16 protein-coding genes are annotated in these 17,218 nt (G+C 43.2%); all 16 read left to right on the plus strand.

All coding sequences use genetic code 11. From position 1 onward, the window contains the following. Positions 1-56 precede the first annotated feature (56 nt). The 16 genes from AC1TO9_RS10075 (at position 57) to AC1TO9_RS10150 (ending at position 17,175) form a co-directional block, all read left to right on the plus strand. Complete coding sequence (locus AC1TO9_RS10075; RefSeq protein ID WP_482056547.1) at positions 57-473, plus strand: F0F1 ATP synthase subunit epsilon; 417 nt, start codon at positions 57-59, stop codon at positions 471-473. A gap of 247 nt (positions 474-720) precedes the next feature. Beyond that, positions 721-978: a DUF1146 family protein gene (locus AC1TO9_RS10080; protein WP_482056548.1), complete on the plus strand. Its 258-nt coding sequence runs from the start codon at positions 721-723 to the stop codon at positions 976-978. A gap of 259 nt (positions 979-1,237) precedes the next feature. Continuing rightward, positions 1,238-2,602, plus strand: coding sequence for a UDP-N-acetylglucosamine 1-carboxyvinyltransferase (gene murA, locus AC1TO9_RS10085; RefSeq protein WP_482056659.1), 1,365 nt, complete (start codon positions 1,238-1,240; stop codon positions 2,600-2,602). A 552-nt stretch (positions 2,603-3,154) separates the two neighbouring features. Then, the gene (spoIID, locus tag AC1TO9_RS10090) at positions 3,155-4,606 is read left to right on the plus strand and encodes a stage II sporulation protein D (protein ID WP_482059054.1); all 1,452 of its coding nucleotides are present in this window, start codon (positions 3,155-3,157) and stop codon (positions 4,604-4,606) included. A 59-nt stretch (positions 4,607-4,665) separates the two neighbouring features. After that, a complete protein-coding gene (locus AC1TO9_RS10095) occupies positions 4,666-5,406 on the plus strand; it encodes a peptidoglycan DD-metalloendopeptidase family protein (RefSeq protein ID WP_482056550.1) in 741 nt (246 codons plus the stop codon). A gap of 415 nt (positions 5,407-5,821) precedes the next feature. Further along, positions 5,822-6,109: a sporulation transcriptional regulator SpoIIID gene (gene spoIIID / locus AC1TO9_RS10100; protein ID WP_482056551.1), complete on the plus strand. Its 288-nt coding sequence runs from the start codon at positions 5,822-5,824 to the stop codon at positions 6,107-6,109. Between the two features lie 197 nt (positions 6,110-6,306). After that, positions 6,307-7,305: a rod shape-determining protein MreB gene (gene mreB / locus AC1TO9_RS10105; RefSeq protein ID WP_482059152.1), complete on the plus strand. Its 999-nt coding sequence runs from the start codon at positions 6,307-6,309 to the stop codon at positions 7,303-7,305. A gap of 43 nt (positions 7,306-7,348) precedes the next feature. Next, entirely contained in the window at positions 7,349-8,233 is an 885-nt protein-coding gene (locus tag AC1TO9_RS10110) for a flagellar hook-basal body protein (RefSeq protein ID WP_482059055.1), read from the plus strand. Positions 8,234-8,322: 89 nt separating this feature from the next. Further along, the gene (locus AC1TO9_RS10115; RefSeq protein ID WP_482059056.1) at positions 8,323-9,162 is read left to right on the plus strand and encodes a flagellar hook-basal body protein; all 840 of its coding nucleotides are present in this window, start codon (positions 8,323-8,325) and stop codon (positions 9,160-9,162) included. A 12-nt stretch (positions 9,163-9,174) separates the two neighbouring features. Next, positions 9,175-9,396 carry a DNA-directed RNA polymerase subunit beta gene (locus AC1TO9_RS10120; RefSeq protein ID WP_482056554.1) on the plus strand — a complete coding sequence of 74 codons (222 nt, stop codon included), beginning with the start codon at positions 9,175-9,177 and terminating at the stop codon, positions 9,394-9,396. A 407-nt stretch (positions 9,397-9,803) separates the two neighbouring features. Then, positions 9,804-10,241: a 3-hydroxyacyl-ACP dehydratase FabZ gene (gene fabZ / locus AC1TO9_RS10125; protein ID WP_482056555.1), complete on the plus strand. Its 438-nt coding sequence runs from the start codon at positions 9,804-9,806 to the stop codon at positions 10,239-10,241. Between the two features lie 46 nt (positions 10,242-10,287). Next, positions 10,288-12,006 (plus strand): phospho-sugar mutase, encoded by a 1,719-nt coding sequence (locus tag AC1TO9_RS10130; RefSeq protein WP_482059153.1) that lies wholly within the window; start codon positions 10,288-10,290, stop codon positions 12,004-12,006. Between the two features lie 19 nt (positions 12,007-12,025). Next, positions 12,026-14,041, plus strand: coding sequence for a DUF5693 family protein (locus tag AC1TO9_RS10135; protein ID WP_482059057.1), 2,016 nt, complete (start codon positions 12,026-12,028; stop codon positions 14,039-14,041). Further along, the gene (csaB, locus tag AC1TO9_RS10140; RefSeq protein ID WP_482059154.1) at positions 14,017-15,174 is read left to right on the plus strand and encodes a polysaccharide pyruvyl transferase CsaB; all 1,158 of its coding nucleotides are present in this window, start codon (positions 14,017-14,019) and stop codon (positions 15,172-15,174) included. Before AC1TO9_RS10135 ends, csaB begins: the two co-directional genes overlap by 25 nt. Beyond that, complete coding sequence (locus AC1TO9_RS10145) at positions 15,171-15,935, plus strand: WecB/TagA/CpsF family glycosyltransferase (RefSeq protein ID WP_482056557.1); 765 nt, start codon at positions 15,171-15,173, stop codon at positions 15,933-15,935. The genes csaB and AC1TO9_RS10145 overlap by 4 nt, the downstream gene beginning before the upstream one ends. 115 nt (positions 15,936-16,050) lie before the next feature. Then, complete coding sequence (locus tag AC1TO9_RS10150) at positions 16,051-17,175, plus strand: glycosyltransferase family 4 protein (protein ID WP_482056663.1); 1,125 nt, start codon at positions 16,051-16,053, stop codon at positions 17,173-17,175. Positions 17,176-17,218: the final 43 nt, after the last annotated feature.

Here is a 17,218-nt window from a genome sequence, read left to right on the forward strand (position 1 = left end):
TCAGCACATGCTTTCGTAGTAAGCTATTCTTCGAATAGCTTTAAGGAGGAGAACAAATGAGCACCTTTTTACTGGAAATCGTCACACCAGATCATTTAGCCTACTCTGGTGAGGTCGATGGCTTGACTGTTCGTGGAATCGAAGGGGAAATAGGTATTTTAGCAGGGCATATTCCATTCATAACTCCGCTACAGGTAGCGCCAATTAGTATAAAAATAGGCCAAGATTATACCTTCATAGCCATCAGTGGTGGATTTGTGGAAGTTCGTAAAGATAAAGTGGTGGTATTAGCCGAAAGCGCTGAGCTCGAGCAAGAGATCGACGTGGAACGTGCAATGGCTGCCAAAGAACGTGCAGAACGTCGTATTGGTGCTAAGAAGCGTAATCAAGCTGATATTGACTTCGCCCGTGCAGAGCTTTCCCTGAAGAAAGCAATGAATCGGATTAAAGTACATTCTCATATTAATAAATAATTACTATACACAAAAACAGTCAGCTACTTAGGCCTGGCTGTTTTTGTGCACGATGGAATGTTAAGCACGATCGTATTGGACACTTGGCTTGGTATTCCATCGTGCAGACAAGGTTGAGTAACAACTTTATTTTCAAAAGAAACAATTAAAGCGATTACAAAAGTGGATTCTTTTGCATAAGGAAAGTATGATAGTAGAGTCGGGTTAAAGCGTTGAACTGTAACCGGAAAGGATAAGATGAATTGTTATGAATCAAAGTATATCAAGTGCAGTCTCTGGGGCAGTGGGCGTGAGTGGACTTGTCTCCATTATTGTATCGCTTATTTGTATTTGGATATCATGGTGGGCATTGCAGAATTTGAAATTAGATTTATTCATTCGTAATCCACTGGGAACTCAAGGGAAGTTGTTACAAGTACTTTTGGCGATTGTTTTGGGTCATTTTGTGGCGGGATTTATTATTGATTATCTAAACTGGAGCCAAATGATCAAATACATGTTTTAATCTTTCGTTAGTGTCGAATAATAACATATCATTATGTAAACAATGGGGAATAAGTCTAACTATTTCTTAGAACCAATTGTGAACTTTCAACATAATGATATAACTAACTTGAATAATAAATCTAATTCTTAAGATGAAATTATAAAAAAGGCTTGTACACGTCAAAAAATCAATGCTATGATGAAAGTTGGGAATTTAAGAGTGATTTTATTAAGCCTTATTAATAAAGATGAAAATTACGGACGCGGAGGGAATCATGATGAGCAAATTTATCGTCCGCGGTGGCAATAGATTGATCGGAAATGTTAAAATTAGTGGAGCCAAAAATTCAGTTCTTCCGATCATCGCTGCCTCTATACTTGGGGAAGAAGGGGAAAGCACCATTTACGATGCCCCGCCTCTTGACGATGTGATGACAATTAGTAAAGTATTGGAATCGCTTGGTGTGAAAGTAAGCTATGACAACGAAGTATTGCGAGTGAATGCAGAGAAAATAGCAACCTGTGAGGCGCCTTATGAGTATGTGCGTAAAATGCGAGCTTCATTCTTAGTGATGGGTCCATTGTTGGCGCGTATGGGTCACACTCGAATTTCATTACCGGGCGGCTGTGCCATAGGTACACGACCAATTGATCAGCATTTGAAGGGATTCGAAGCTCTTGGTGCAGAGATTAGTCTTGGTCAAGGTTTCATTGAAGCAAAAAGTAACGGTAGACTGCGTGGAGCCAAAATTTATTTGGATGTTGCAAGTGTAGGAGCAACTGAGAATATTATGATGGCCGCAACTCTGGCTGAGGGTATTACGACGATAGAGAATGCAGCAAAAGAGCCGGAAATTGTCGATTTAGCGAATTATTTGAACAGTATGGGTGCCAAAGTTCGCGGTGCTGGTACAGGGATCATTCGTATTGAAGGTGTCGACAAAATGCATGGTGTCAAGCACACTGTTATTCCTGACCGGGTAGAAGCAGGTACATATATGGTGGCTGCAGCGATTACGGGCGGGGATGTATACGTTGAAGGTGCAATCGCGGATCATTTAGGTCCTGTCATTTCCAAGATGGAAGAAATGGGAGTGAAGATTGTACCGGACGAGAATGGTATTCGTGTTACTGCGAATCATCCTTTACGTTCAGTGGATATTAAGACGCTACCTTATCCTGGGTTTCCTACAGATATGCAGTCTCAGATGATGTCCTTATTACTTGTATCAGAAGGAACCAGTGTCGTAACGGAGACGGTATTCGAGAATCGCTTCATGCATGTGGATGAATTTCAACATATGAACGCTGAGATTAAAGTTGAAGGTCGATCAGCCATTATTACAGGGCGAGCTAAACTAAATGGTGCTAAAGTATGTGCAACTGATCTTCGCGCAGGTGCAGCATTAATTTTGCTTGGGCTTGTAGCTAATGGTACAACTGAGGTTAGTGGTGTGCATCATATTGATCGTGGATATGTGAACTTAGCTGAGAAGTTATCCAAGTTGGGTGCTGATATTTGGCGAATTAGCTTGGATGAGCATTCAAAGGAGTCTACATTGGAGCCGTCGAAGGCTAAGGCTGTTTCGCATAAAGTGAAAGATGAAGTGAAACGTTTCTCCACTCAGCCAACCTGGGTCTAGATAACGAGACTTCAAGCGAAGACCTAATACTAGAATGAAATATTATATAATCTATGTTATGAAAAAGACCAAAAGAAGAGCCCAATCGGGTTGATCTTTTGGTCTTTTTTGATTTTTATGATTGCGGTTGAACGCCCATACGTCTAATCCATCGCGATTGCAGCAAAGTTGGGGAACGACTCATCAACCGCCGTAATTGCCGAATAGTTGTAAAAAGCACACCTATTTGGCAGAAAAGGTGGGAGGAGAAGGAAATAGTTGCATTAGTTACACTTAAAATAAGGAAAATCGTAAAAAGTAGGGTTTATCGAGTAACTAGATGTAGGTTGTACAACTAAAGTTACCATTTGAGCGAATAGGATGGAATTAGATGTACTTTCTGCAGCTGTTGGAGATCAGCCTGAAGGGATATGGAACTATCCGTTCTAGCATTAATGGTAAATCTTCATTCTACTAAATGGTTCTATCATATCTTTCGGATTCATATGTATAAGATAGATAGAACAAGAAATCGTAGGCATGTCGATGTAGAGAACGGAGGTTTATCGTTATATGAAAGAGCAAGATCAGCAAACGAGCAGCCCGATGGAGCCAGACAATCTATCGCAGATACCTGCATCGTTATGTAACATTTCGTCGACGATAGCATCGCTCGACCCGTCGTTATCACAATCTGAGAGTGTCGCCCCATCAGTCTCAGCGTCACCTGTAATGTCGCATCGATCATCATCCGCGAACGTTGTCGAATCGTGCGACACTGCGCATCTACCGCCCACACCGGGCCTATCGCAGCCTGCCTTTGATGTCGCGCCCGAGCCACCCCTGTCGCACCTTGTTCCTGATGTCACTGATGCGAAAGCGGCGTCGCGACTCGCCCCTACAAGGGGAGTTAACGCCCGTCGTAAGCGTGCTACGCGTCGAGGTTTCGGTCGGCGCACGACTAACCCCATCAAGTGGCGAATCCCTCCGATCTTATTAGCAGTGGGAGGATTACTAGTTATGGCGATGCTTCTTCCCGTGTTGATCGTGAATGTACATCATAACCCTCCAGTATCCGTTCCACCACTGCCAGAAGAAGCGCTGTCCGGCTTGATTGCAGAAGCAGAGCAGGAGGAGCCTCAGGTGTCGGTATATCTAACTAAGCTGGGTCAGATCGAGACTCTTCCGCTTGAAGACTACGTAAGAGGTGTTGTTGCAGCAGAGATGCCTGCTGATTTTGCATTCGAATCACTAAAGGCACAGGCCACGGCTGCTCGTACCTATATCGTGCAACGACTATTAACGAATGATACGAGTGGTGTTCCTGTAGAAGGAGCAGATGTCACCGATACAGTCTCTCATCAAGCATATCTGTCCCTGCAGACACTTGAGACAGAGTGGAAGAGCCAGGGGAAGGCCGCCCAGTTGGCCAATGTACAGCGTGCAGTGTTGGAAAGTCGTAACATAGTTATGACGTATAAAGGAAAGCCGATCACTGCAACCTTTTTTTCTACTAGTAATGGATATACTGAGAATTCAGAAGATTACTGGCAGACTACTATTCCTTATTTGCGCAGTGTATCAAGCCCTTGGGATATCGAAATAGCCCCGCACTATAAAGATACTGTCAAGTTAAGCAAGGAGAAATTTCTGAATCAAATGGGACTAAACAAGCTAGCTACAGCCACATTGAAGAACAAACAAGGAGAGTATTCTCTGGACTCTCTTATTCATATACTCTCAACTACTCAAGGAAACCGTATAAAAGAACTGAGTATTGGTGGTGTTATGTTTAGTGGTCGTGAAGTTCGAGAGAAGCTCGGACTACGCTCAAGCCAATTCTCTTGGGTGGATTCTGGGAATGATATTGTGATTACCACGTATGGTAACGGGCATGGCGTAGGAATGAGTCAGTGGGGAGCGAATGGGATGGCTCAAGAAGGATATACAGCTACTCAGATTCTCGAACACTACTATACGGGGATAGAATTCCAACAAGTTACTAAACTACTCGCCAAAAAATAATATATAGAGAAGGTATAAAAGAGTTCATCTCGGTAACAATGGTTACAGAGGTGATAACAATGAATGAACAAAACAAAGATCAAAACCATGGAGAAACTCCTAAACCATTTAAAGGAGCACCGGTTAATGAACCGTCTGCATGGAAGAAACTGTTGTCGAAAAGGTGGGTTTATCCGGCAGCCTACATGGCCGCAGCAGCAATTATACTAACCTTAGTGTGGGTCTATCAGGATGCCAGTCAGAAATCACTTACTTCAGACCTCACTAATGGTTCAGGGAACACAGTCTCTCAAGTGATTGGGCCCGCGAATACGGATATGGTAGATCCTGAAGCACTAGAAGTTCTTGCAAAAGCAGAAAGTATGACATGGCCAGTAGCTAACGCCCAAGAAGTCAATGTTGTGAAACCATTTTATGATCCAGCCGGTACCAAGGAGAATCATCTAGAAGCTATGGTTCAATACAATGATATTTCTGTAACGAACAATGGTATTGATCTAGCTCGTGAAGATAACAGCTCGTTCGAAGTAAAAGCAGCGCTTAGTGGTAAGGTCACCGAAGTGAAGATGCATCCGTTAATGGGAACCGTTGTGGAAGTTACTCATTCTGGAGATTTGAAGACCGTATACCAAAGCGTAACCGACGCTAAAGTGAAGATTGGTGATGAGGTTACTCAAGGGCACACACTTGCGAGCGCCGGACGCTGCGAGATGGAAAGTGATCTCGGTAACCACGTGCATTTCGAAGTCTATAGCAAGGGGAACTTAGTCAACCCAGCAGAATTACTTCCTCCGAAGTAATCAGAACTCTTAACGGTGGATTGGATGAAGAGGTTACTATAATGCACAGAAAGGGATGGGTATGAGCTACATACCTATCCCTTTTTCTTGTTAGGACAGTATAACTAACGGACACCCCGAGGGGTGTCTTTCTCTTGTTCTGGGCTATTTATTTAAGTGTGTTTTGTGAAAAAAGGAAACTTAATTGGGAAATGTGGAAGTGGGGAGATGATTAGTTGAAGATCTGGGGGAGTATGTAGGGTAGGCTCGCTGAATAGCTATATAACGGGTATCTAATCTCCCTTCACCCCCCTTAAACACAACATGTCCACAAAATAAATGAGCATAATGAAGCTTGTCATGTTTCTAAACTGCGAATATATGGGCACGCCCCTCATATAATGTACCAAACCATCCACAGTAGGGAGGCGGGGGCGTGCACGATTACATTAAGGAACGGACCATTAAGATTGGACGTTGTATCGTGGAGACTAGGAACACGGTCCGAACCATTGCCAAGGAGTTTGGCGTATCGAAAAGCACAGTGCATAAAGATTTAACGGAACGGCTGCCAGAAATTAATCCTGAGCTAGCGGATCAAGTCAAGAATATTCTCGAGTACCACAAATCTATCCGCCATCTTAGAGGAGGAGAAGCCACGAAAATTAAGTATAAGAAAACAAACAGTAAAAAAAGAGAGACAGTAGGCACAGCAAAGTCTTAAGTTTATTAGAATACTGACAATTCCCGTTGAATACTCCCCCTGAAGTATGATATGTTAAAAGATGGTATGGAGTCGAATTGTGTAATCATAAAGTATTCGAGAATGCAGGGATATTGTAGCTTATTGTCGAATGCAGAAGATAGACACGTTAGACATCTCTATTCACCATAAAATAACACTTTGGGGGCCCTTTCATGATGTTAAGTAAGGATATTGGAATAGATCTCGGCACGGCAAATGTGCTCATTCACGTTAAGGGGAGGGGCGTTGTATTAAACGAACCTTCGGTTGTTGCTATTGAAAGGGATACCAAAAAGGTTCTTGCTGTGGGTGAAGATGCACGTCGCATGATTGGACGTACTCCGGGCAATATTATTGCGATTCGTCCATTGCGTGATGGAGTCATTGCTGACTTTGCAGTGACAGAAATGATGCTGAAATATTTCATCGACAGTGTAGGGGGGCGTAATTGGTATAGTCGCCCTCGTATCCTCATTTGTACCCCAACGGATATTACATCTGTGGAACAAAAGTCTATTCGAGAAGCTGCTGAACATAGCGGAGCTAAAGAGGTATACTTAGAAGAAGAGCCTAAAGCGGCAGCAATTGGTGCCGGTATGAATATATATGAACCGAGTGGTAACATGGTTATCGATATCGGTGGCGGAACGACAGATGTCGCAGTGATTTCTATGGGCGACGTCGTTACCGCTTCTTCTCTTAAAGTAGCAGGGGACAAGTTCGACGAAGCTATCTCTAAGTACATAAAGAATAAATATAAGCTCCTTATAGGGGAACGTACGGCTGAAGATATCAAGGTGAATATTGGATCTGTGCGTCCAGGTGGAACTAAGGCTGAGATGGATATTCGTGGGCGAGATATGGTCACAGGACTTCCTTTGACAGTTACTATTTATTCAAATGAAGTGCAAGAGGCGTTATTTGATCCGATAATGGCTATTGTGTTGTCAGCGAAATCCGTATTAGAACGAACACCTCCAGAGTTGTCAGCAGACATTATTGATCGTGGAGTGATCCTCACAGGTGGAGGCGCATTATTGAACGGATTAGATGAATTATTGTCCGATGAGCTACATGTTCCAGTACTAATAGCCGAAGATCCTATGCACTGTGTTGTGAAGGGAACCGGCATTATGCTCGACAATTTAGATCGGGTTATTAAGAAAAGCTTCTAACTAACCGATAAATATTAAGAAGTAATCAAAGGAGGGCAACCTTATGTTAAGAGGACTCTATACGGCTGCTGCGGGTATGCTGACGCAACAACGCAGACATGATACAGTAGTACAGAACATAGCGAATATTAATACGCCGGGATACAAACAAGTAAATACGGCTGCACGTTCTTTTCCGGAAGCGCTTGTGTCCATCCAAGGCGGGGATCCTAATATTAGCAATCGCAAGTTAGGTAAGCTGAATACAGGAGTGTTTATGGAGGAAAGTCTCTCAATGTTCTTACAGGGAGATGTGACACAGAGTGACAATCCAACAGATTTTGCACTTGTATCTAATCTACAAATGAATGACCCTGCTACGGGACAACCTATAGCATTCGATGATAATGGTAAATATGTGGATGGAGAAGGCAATATCATGTTTCAGTCACAAGCTTTTTTTACCATACAGGATAATGAAGGACAGACTAGGTACACTAGTAATGGGAGCTTCACAGTGAATGCTGCTGGTCAGCTTCTGTCATCTACCGGATTCAGTGTGATGGATAACAATAATCAGCCGATCATCGTAAATGGGACGATTGAACAACTTAAGATAGATGGGCAAGGTAGAATAATAAATACCGATACGGGTGAAGAGACTGGGGTAACTTTAGCCATTAGCGTAGTTAATAATCCTTATGAAATGGTAAGAGAAGGAAATGGCGTCTACCGGATAGATAATCTAGAAGCGGCGGATGTTCGTTTCATTGCAGAAGACGATAATGTTACTGTGCGTCAAGGGTATTTAGAACGGTCCAACGTAGACTCAGCCCAATCAGTAATAGAAATGAATATAGCCGCGCGTGCTTATGAAGCGAACCAGAAGGTCATTCAGTTTTATGATAGAAGTTTGGAAAAGGCCGTGAACGAAATCGGCAGAATATAGTATATGCTTACGAGGTAGCTTTACTTCGTAAAGCTTGGTATATGCTTACGAAGTAGCTTTACTTCGTAAAGCTTTCGGGAGGTCACACGATGAACAACTCCGCAATTAGCGCTATGGTGTCTATGAATAGTCTGCAGTCAAGACTTGACGTCATTGCAGACAACATTGCCAATATGGACACAGTTGGGTATAAACGTAAAGAGAATTCTTTCGAAGACGTGCTCACTACGATACAACAGCAACATAAAGACTTTAAGAGCACAGATCGGGCTACGCCGATGGGTTATAATGTAGGGTACGGTATTAAGCCTGCTTCTGTTGCTGCGAACTGGGAGCAAGGACCTTTGGAGGAGACGGGTATTCCAACGGATATTGCTATTCAAGGGAATGGGTTAATTGCAGTAGAGAGCAACGGAAATATTGCCTACACACGTGAAGGGGCTTTTCATTTCGTTCCTGATCCAGAAGATGCGTCTTCTATGCTCTTGGTGAATAACGAGGGTGATAAGGTCCTTAGCAGAGAAGCTGATCCAGCCCCGATCAAAGTTCCAACCGATGCGAAGGTCGCTATTGATGATAAAGGAAATGTATGGACGATACCGAATGGCACAATGGATAGAGAACTGGCTGGGAAGATTTATGTAGTTGAGCCAGCAAGACCTGAAGGATTGGTTCAAATAGATGGGAATAAGTTTGTTCTAGCGAATGGTGTAACAGCAGTAGATGTATTTGGAACATCGGCAGACGGTGCTGTTGAGAATGCGCCTGAGGGGGTAGTTTTACTATCAGGACATTTAGAGAAATCTAATGTGGATCTGACTGTTGAGTTGACAGAGATGATTCAAGTTCAAAGGGCATATCAGCTGATGTCACGTGCATTAACATCAAGTGATACGATGATGAACCTTGCAAACAATATGCGAGGATAGGTGGCGATATCCATGAGTAAAGCTGATGAACTCACCAAGACTACAAAGGGTGCCAAGTCCAAAACGCCTGCATGGAGAATTGTTCTACGGTGCTTGGTGCCAGTATTTCTACTGATAGGCTTAATGGGCGGGATGATTGTAGGGTATGTTGTTTTCGGTAAGCGTAGTATCGATGAAGTATTTCATTGGGAAACTTGGAAGCATGTATTAGATCTTGTTTTTGCCCCATCATAAGTAAAGAAAGCATAAGTTACATTGGACACTCTATACCTTATGTTCCTACAGAGACGGGTGCCATCCTTGTAAAAGGACGGTACCCGTCTTTGCTGTTCTATTTGAACGCAGATTTAGAAAGAATCGTATGGCAATGCTAATTATGCTACCGTCGCTAGTAATAGTCCACTGTATAAAATACCAAATTATGGGCGTTCAAGAGGTGGCTTATTGGTTCGAAAGGTGGTTTTCTTGGGCTGATAAATGTATAATGGTTGAGGACTAAGGACAAAAGAGCTCTCCCCAGTAGGCAGTAATTGCCTAGCGTAAGAAAGCTCCTTATCTGAACCTCCACATTCTGCAGAATATGAAGGATATTACATAGTATAGCCGTTACACAATAATGTTATTCGAAGGGAGTTTTGTTTGTGTTAAATGTGAATCAAATTCAAGAGATCATACCTCATAGACCACCATTTCTACTTGTTGATCGTATTATAGAGATCGAGGAGGGTAAGCGGGCGGTAGGAATTAAGAATGTGACGATCAACGAACCATTTTTCACAGGACATTTCCCAGGGTACCCGGTCATGCCAGGTGTTCTTATTACAGAAGCGTTGGCTCAAGTAGGAGCTGTCGCTATTTTGAATGTGGAGAGCAATAAGGGCAAGATCGGATTTCTAGCGGGACTTGATAATTTTCGTTTCCGTGGGCAAGTTGTACCGGGCGACACGTTGAGACTAGAAGTTGAAATTACCAGATTAAAGGGCAGCATCGGTAAAGGTCATGCCAAAGCTTCGGTTGATGGCAAAGTTGTAGCAGAAGGCGAGATTATGTTTGCTTTATCCGATCCAACTAAATCGTAATCATAAGTTTATAATCAATGAGGTTGAAACGAAAGGGGATTTCATGATGACTCAATTAACTCAAACATCTATTAATAATATTCAGAAATGGCTTCAGGATTCTTCCATTGACGAGGAAACGAAACAGGAACTTCGGAGTTTAGAGCAGGACCCAACAGAGCTAGAGGATCGCTTTTACAAGGATTTGGAGTTCGGTACGGGGGGACTTAGAGGTGTTATAGGTGCAGGTAGCAATCGAATGAATCGTTATACGATTGGTAAAGCAACACAAGGTTTCGCACAATTTATAGTAAGTAGTCATGATCAGACAAAGGATAAACCATCTGTTGTTATCGCACATGATTCTCGCCATTTCTCACCTGAGTTTGCGCTGGAAGCTGCACTTGTACTTGCGGGTAATGGGATAGTTGCTAAGTTATTCCCATCTTTAAGAACGACACCTCAGTTGTCCTTTAGTGTGCGTGATTTGGGAGCGACCGGTGGTATTGTTATTACTGCAAGCCATAATCCACCAGAGTATAACGGATATAAAGTGTACAATGCACAAGGTGGACAGCTTATTCCACATGAAGCAGAGCATGTCATTCGTAGCATTCAAGAGGTAGGCTCTTTCGCAGATGTGAAGAGAATGACCCAAGCGGAAGCTGAAGAACAAGGTTTGTTAGTATGGCTTGGTGAAGCGGATGATGATACATTTGTCCGTACAGTTGCTCAGCAAAGTGTGAATGCGGATCTTATACGTTCTTCATTAAGTAAAGATTTCTGTATCGTCTATACCCCGTTACACGGCACAGGTAACATACCTGTACGGAAGACGCTAGAGTCGATTGGATTTACCGATGTTCATGTCGTTCCGGAACAAGAGCAACCCGATGCAGAATTCTCAACGGTTAAATCTCCTAACCCTGAAGAACGTGAAGCTTTTACATTAGCTATGAAGTTAGGGCGAGAGTTGAATGCAGATATACTCATTGGAACGGATCCGGATTGTGATCGCATGGGTGCTGTTGTTCAAGATCGAAATGGTGAATTCGTCGTGCTCTCAGGCAATCAATCTGGGGCGATCATGATTCATTATTTACTGAGCCAATTGAAGGAAGCGGGACAGCTCCCTGACAATGGCGTCGTAGTGAAGACGATCGTGACAAGCGAGATGGGCGCAACCATTGCACGCCACTACGGAGTGGAAGTTGTGAATACACTGACTGGATTCAAATATATTGGTGAGCGAATGACTGAATATGAAGAGACTGGTCAATATACGTATTTATTCGGTTATGAGGAAAGCTATGGTTATCTCGCGGGGAATTATGCTAGGGATAAAGATGCGGTGCTTGCTTCGATGCTGATTGCTGAAGCGGGTGCTTACTATAAAGGTCAAGGTAAGACGTTATACGAAGTATTGGAAGAGCTGTATGAGCAATTCGGATATTACCAAGAGCAATTGGAATCGCGCACGTTAAAAGGTAAGGATGGACTTGCACAAATTCAATCCACAATGGTAGCTTGGCGTAATCAGCCTCCGGTTGAGATTGGGGGAGTTCGAGTGCAGGAAGTGCTGGATTACTCATTAGGTCTTAATGGACTTCCGAAAGAAAATGTACTGAAGTACATGCTGGAAGATGGCTCTTGGTTCTGTTTAAGACCATCAGGAACAGAACCGAAGATCAAGGTTTATTTTGCAGTCCATGGAGAGACTATAATACATGCGAAAGAGCGGATAGCGAAGTTAGTTGAAGTCGTTATGCTACGTGTTGACGCTTGAGAATGAGGAGGTACTTGTAGTGCAGTATAAATGGAACCAGTGGAGCAAGTCTTCGCGCAAATGGTTATGGATTATAGTTGTAATCGGAATTGTAGCCGCTATGCCTGTCGCGTATGATCGCTTCCAGACAGAGACATCTACGAATCAAGTGGAGTTTGCTTTCGATTACCGTGATTTGGTGGATATAGCTGTCTTACAAGCCCATCCCCAAGATTATATAGACGAACAATTGGATCGGCTGAAGGATGCCGGAGTGAGTACGATGGCTATGTTTGAAAGTACGTTGGACGAATTCCAGAAATCGCGACGTATTATGCTTTATAGTAGTAAGGATATAGCTATGCAGAACAATCAACTGATCCCAGTCAATGAGAATTTCACGTATATTTCATTTACGAATGAAGAGAATGAAAGTGAAATCGCTCCTGTTATTGAAGAGACATTTGATATGCTGGAGATTGTAGTTAGACCATGGTCGAATGGGGATCAAAGAGGGCTTGTGATCGAGACGCCTTTGGAGAATGCTATCATGAAGCCGATGCAGTCGGATCCTGTTACGTTCGCTATGCTACGTAGCAAGGGATTTAACATTATGCCACGGCTGGGGGATAGTCTTCCCTATAATCAGGAATACATGAAGTCAGTGATATCTCATTATGCCTCTGAAGGGGTAACGCGTATTCTTTTTGAAGGAGAATCCGTCAAAGGGTACAATGATCATGCTGATATGAATAGTTTGGATGCCTTTGCTGAACTTCTTAAGGAGCATGGAATAGGTGTTGTAGCTATTGAGAATTTGAAGAAACCTCAACTGGGCTTGAACAAATTAGCCTACGCACTTGATTATAATATTGTACGCTTGTATTCATTGAGTGAAGCCGACGCATATCTGGATGTACAGACAATTGCTGATCGTTTCGCATTGGCGAGTAAAGATCGTAATATCCGTATATTTTACTTGAATGCGGCACCAAGTCGTAATACCGCCAAAGCGATGGTTACAGATCCAATGGATAATTTAATCCACAGCCTTGTAGAACCAGGTAACGCTATAGATAAGATTGAGAGCAATGGCTTTACAATCGGTGAGGCAAAAGCCTTCAACATTGTAGACTCATCCTATCAACGTATTCTTAAAATGGTTGTTGTACTTGGTGCGATTGCATTCATAGCATTGTTAGCGTCGTACTTCATTCCGTTATTAACGATCCCTGCCTTCGTAATTGGGATGATCGGTAGTGCTGGACTATTTATGCTAAGACCAACTTTGTTCGAACAGGCACTAGCGTTGCTAGTGGCGATTAGTGGACCAACGATAGCGATGGTGCTAGCTATACGCAAATTGAACGAACTGAATGTCAATGATGTAGAAATGAAGTTGAGTCGTCGTTTAACGCATACAGTTGTTCTATATGTGAAGACTGCGATTATTTCTTTGAGCGCAATACCTTTTGTAGTGGCACTGTTGAATAACGTGACGTATCAAATGGTTCTTGAACAATTCCGCGGTGTTAGTCTACTGCACCTTGGTCCAATTGCACTTGTGGCTTTGTACGTTGTTCTCTATCGTGGAGGGAATCTACGTCAGCAAATAGGTACAATTCTACGTAGTCGAATTACTGTAATGGGTATCATAGTCGTTGGAATCATCGGTGTGGTAGGCTGGTATTATTTACAACGTACTGGTAACGGCGGTTCGGTAACGTCGATTGAAATGACATTCCGTACGCTAATGGAAGATACTTTCGGTGTCCGTCCACGTAATAAGGAATTTATGATGGCCCACCCTATATTTCTACTAGGTATCTTTATGTCCATTAAATACCGTAATGCTGTCTACATGATGGTCGTTGCGGTCATAGGTCAACTGTCTATGGTGGATACATTTGCACATATCCATACACCGCTGAGCATTTCACTCGTTCGGGACCTACTTGGGTTAGGATTAGGACTTATTATTGGGCTTATTGCCATAGCGATATGGCAGATTGCAGAAGGGTGTTGGAAACGATGGTCACCACTCCTCAAAGGATAGTCATATCGGGGTACTATGGATACAAGAATAGCGGGGACGAAGCTGTGCTTCAATCGATTTTAACAGCATTACAAGAACAGGCTGAAGTTGCAGGATTGCTACTTCAGCCTGTAGTTCTATCGATTGATCCCGAGTGGACCAGGTCTACTTACGGCGTCGAAGCTGTTCATCGATTGAAGCTTGGTGAAGTAAGGCAGGCGATCAAGAATAGCTGTGGTCTGATCAGTGGTGGCGGGAGCTTGCTTCAGGACGCTACCGGTTCCAAGACGATCCCTTATTATTTAGGTGTCATTAAGCTAGCTCAATGGATGAGAAAGCCAACATTTATTTATTCTCAAGGAGTTGGCCCTGTTAGCCGAGGGATTTTTCACCCGATGATTAAATCAGTATTTAATCAATGTGCGTATATTTCAGTTCGTGACCAGGGGTCTTCCGAGTTACTTCAGCAGATGGGCTTGCAAGGAAGCAAGATAGATGTTGTTCCCGATGCGGTGATGGGATTACAACGAAAGAATGATCGGAAGCGGTCTAATGCAGACGTTCAGAATGATGTAGCTACTATGAATAACGAGGAGTTACCGGTCGTTGGGATCTCGATTCGTTATTGGGAGAAAGACAAGAAGGAACTTATGCAGATTGTTGAAGGGTTACAACAAGTGATGGCACGACAATCCCTTCATATTAGATTTCTCCCATTTCATCTCCCAACTGATGTTGAAGCTTCAGAGTTCATGGTGAAATTGCTTGGAGATGTCACAGCAACAGGAAGCCGCGTCAGTATTTGCCCAGACATTGTTCTTCCACAGGACATGCTGGAGGAGGTCAGTAAGTGCAAGATCGTCATTGGAATGCGACTTCATAGCTTGATCTATGCGGCCAATGTCCAAGTGCCGATGATCGGTATTTCCTATGATCCGAAGATTGATCACTTCCTTCAGCGGTTGGAGCTTCAACCAGTGGGGGATACGTCATCATTGGATGCAGCTAAGTTAGCTACTGCGCTGGAACAATTGTTGTTCCATGAAGAAGCTTGGCGTGAAGCCCATGCTGCACAGATTGATCAATTGAAGCAGGAAGCCTCAAAGCCTGCTGAGCGTATTGTTGAATATATAGCAAGTAAGGTGATAAAATGAATAAGACATTATTAAAAGAAGTGCCGACGGTTCCCATATTCGGAATTCACGTAAGTAAATGGGGGATGGACGACACCGTTAAGTATTTAACGGAAGTGATTATATCACGGACCCCACATCAGGTTATTACGGCTAATCCCATTATGATCATGGCGGCATTAAAGAGCACGACGTATATGTCGGTTATGCAGCATGCTGAACTCATCGTTCCGGATGGGACAGGCGTGGTATGGGCTGCGCGTGTTGGTGGACAACCCGTACAAGAACGGGTGGCAGGTTATGACCTGTTACATGAATTAATGAGCACAGGAGAAAACTATCGTTGGAGAGTGTATTTACTTGGTTCAACAGCAGAGGTCATTAAGGCGACTGCATCTAGACTGCAAGAGCAGTATCTAGGTGTGGAAATTGTGGGATATCATGATGGGTTCTTTGGTCCAGAGGAAGATGAAGCGGTGGTTGAACAGATTAGAGCGACTTCGCCAGATATCCTCTTCGTGGCTCGATCCGCCGACACGCAGGAACCTTGGATTGCGAAATATAAGGCTCAACTTGCTGTTCCAGTTATGATGGGAGTTGGAGGAAGTTTTGATATCATTTCAGGTAAAATCAAACGTGCACCTGTGATCTTCCAGAAACTTCGCTTAGAGTGGTTATATCGTCTGTTAAGTGAGCCAACAAGATATCGAAGAATGATTGCATTGCCGCAATTCGTTGTCAAAGTGTTACGGGATAGAGGAAACGTGACAAAATCGAGTTGAAATGGGCTAAATCGCTTGATTTAGGTGAAAAACTACTGAAATACGGAGTTGGTGTTTATTTTTCGGACGGAGTATAATTTATTCCGTTAGAGAAAATGGAGGTTGAACTTTGAATATTTTGATGATATCGATTATAGGATTTATCGTCGCTTTAGGACTGGCACTTATATTGACGCCGCAAGTAAAGAAATTTGCATTTAAAGTGGGAGCAGTAGATGTACCAGACGCCCGTAAAGTGCATACGAAGATTATGCCGCGCTTGGGTGGACTCGGAATTTATTTAGCTTTTGTCGTAGCTCTTCTACTGGCATTGCCATTCATAGCGAATGACTTGTCGATGAGGGATGCGAATTTCATCAAAGCCTTTCTGATCGGTGGAACGATGATCGTGTTGATTGGTGCGTTGGATGATCGTTTTCAATTATCTGCTAAATTGAAGTTCGTCGCACAGATTGCAGCTGCGTGCATTGTCGTATTTGGATTTGATATATCCGTGAACGTTGTAAATATACCTTTTAATGATACGTACTCTTCATTAGAAAGCTGGATTTCCATACCCCTCACCATCTTCTGGATTGTTGGTGTGACGAACGCTATTAATCTGATCGATGGATTAGATGGGCTAGCTGCAGGTGTGTCAGGTATTGCCATTGGGACAATCTTAGTGATGTCTTTGTTGATGGGGAATATGATGATTGCATTACTATGTATGATTCTGCTAGGAGCTATTATTGGATTTCTATTCTTTAACTTCCATCCGGCGAAGATATTCATGGGCGACTCAGGATCCCTCTTCTTAGGTTTCTGCCTGGCCATGTTATCATTGTTAGGATTTAAGCAGATTGCTGTAGTATCTTTAATTACACCCTTAATTATTATCGCTGTACCGTTATCGGATACATTCTTTGCGATCGTACGTCGTTGGGTTCAGAAGAAGCCGATCTTTGCTCCAGATAAAGGTCACTTACATCATTGCTTAGGCGAACTGGGCTTCAGCCACCGTCAAAGTGTGCTCATCATTTACGGAATTGCTACTTTCTTCGGTGTATTGGCCGTTATTCAATCATCCGCTGCATTCTACGATGCGAACTGGGTCACCTTCGTCGTCATCTGCATGATGATGTTGTTACTCCAGATCGGAGCCGAGGTCATTGGCCTCATCGGCAAAACAACGAAACCGCTGCTGAACCTCATCGCAAGATTACGGATGAAGGAAAATGCGGGTACGAGATCGAAATAAAGATTAACAGCCTCATCATTTCATGGTGGGCTGTTTTTTTGTA

The sequence above is a fragment of the Paenibacillus sp. Y916 genome, from assembly GCF_056786435.1.

Bases quoted from the DNA above. Each gene is read 5' to 3' on its own strand.
- mreB (WP_482059152.1), top strand. From the start codon at position 6,307: ATGTTAAGTAAGGATATTGGAATAGATCTCGGCACGGCAAATGTGCTC.
- spoIID (WP_482059054.1), top strand. From the start codon at position 3,155: ATGAAAGAGCAAGATCAGCAAACGAGCAGCCCGATGGAGCCAGACAAT.
- murA (WP_482056659.1), top strand. From the start codon at position 1,238: ATGAGCAAATTTATCGTCCGCGGTGGCAATAGATTGATCGGAAATGTT.
- AC1TO9_RS10075 (WP_482056547.1), top strand. From the start codon at position 57: ATGAGCACCTTTTTACTGGAAATCGTCACACCAGATCATTTAGCCTAC.
- AC1TO9_RS10145 (WP_482056557.1), top strand. From the start codon at position 15,171: ATGAATAAGACATTATTAAAAGAAGTGCCGACGGTTCCCATATTCGGA.
- AC1TO9_RS10115 (WP_482059056.1), top strand. From the start codon at position 8,323: ATGAACAACTCCGCAATTAGCGCTATGGTGTCTATGAATAGTCTGCAG.
- AC1TO9_RS10095 (WP_482056550.1), top strand. From the start codon at position 4,666: ATGAATGAACAAAACAAAGATCAAAACCATGGAGAAACTCCTAAACCA.
- AC1TO9_RS10110 (WP_482059055.1), top strand. From the start codon at position 7,349: ATGTTAAGAGGACTCTATACGGCTGCTGCGGGTATGCTGACGCAACAA.
- AC1TO9_RS10080 (WP_482056548.1), top strand. From the start codon at position 721: ATGAATCAAAGTATATCAAGTGCAGTCTCTGGGGCAGTGGGCGTGAGT.
- csaB (WP_482059154.1), top strand. From the start codon at position 14,017: ATGGTCACCACTCCTCAAAGGATAGTCATATCGGGGTACTATGGATAC.
- AC1TO9_RS10130 (WP_482059153.1), top strand. From the start codon at position 10,288: ATGACTCAATTAACTCAAACATCTATTAATAATATTCAGAAATGGCTT.
- AC1TO9_RS10120 (WP_482056554.1), top strand. From the start codon at position 9,175: ATGAGTAAAGCTGATGAACTCACCAAGACTACAAAGGGTGCCAAGTCC.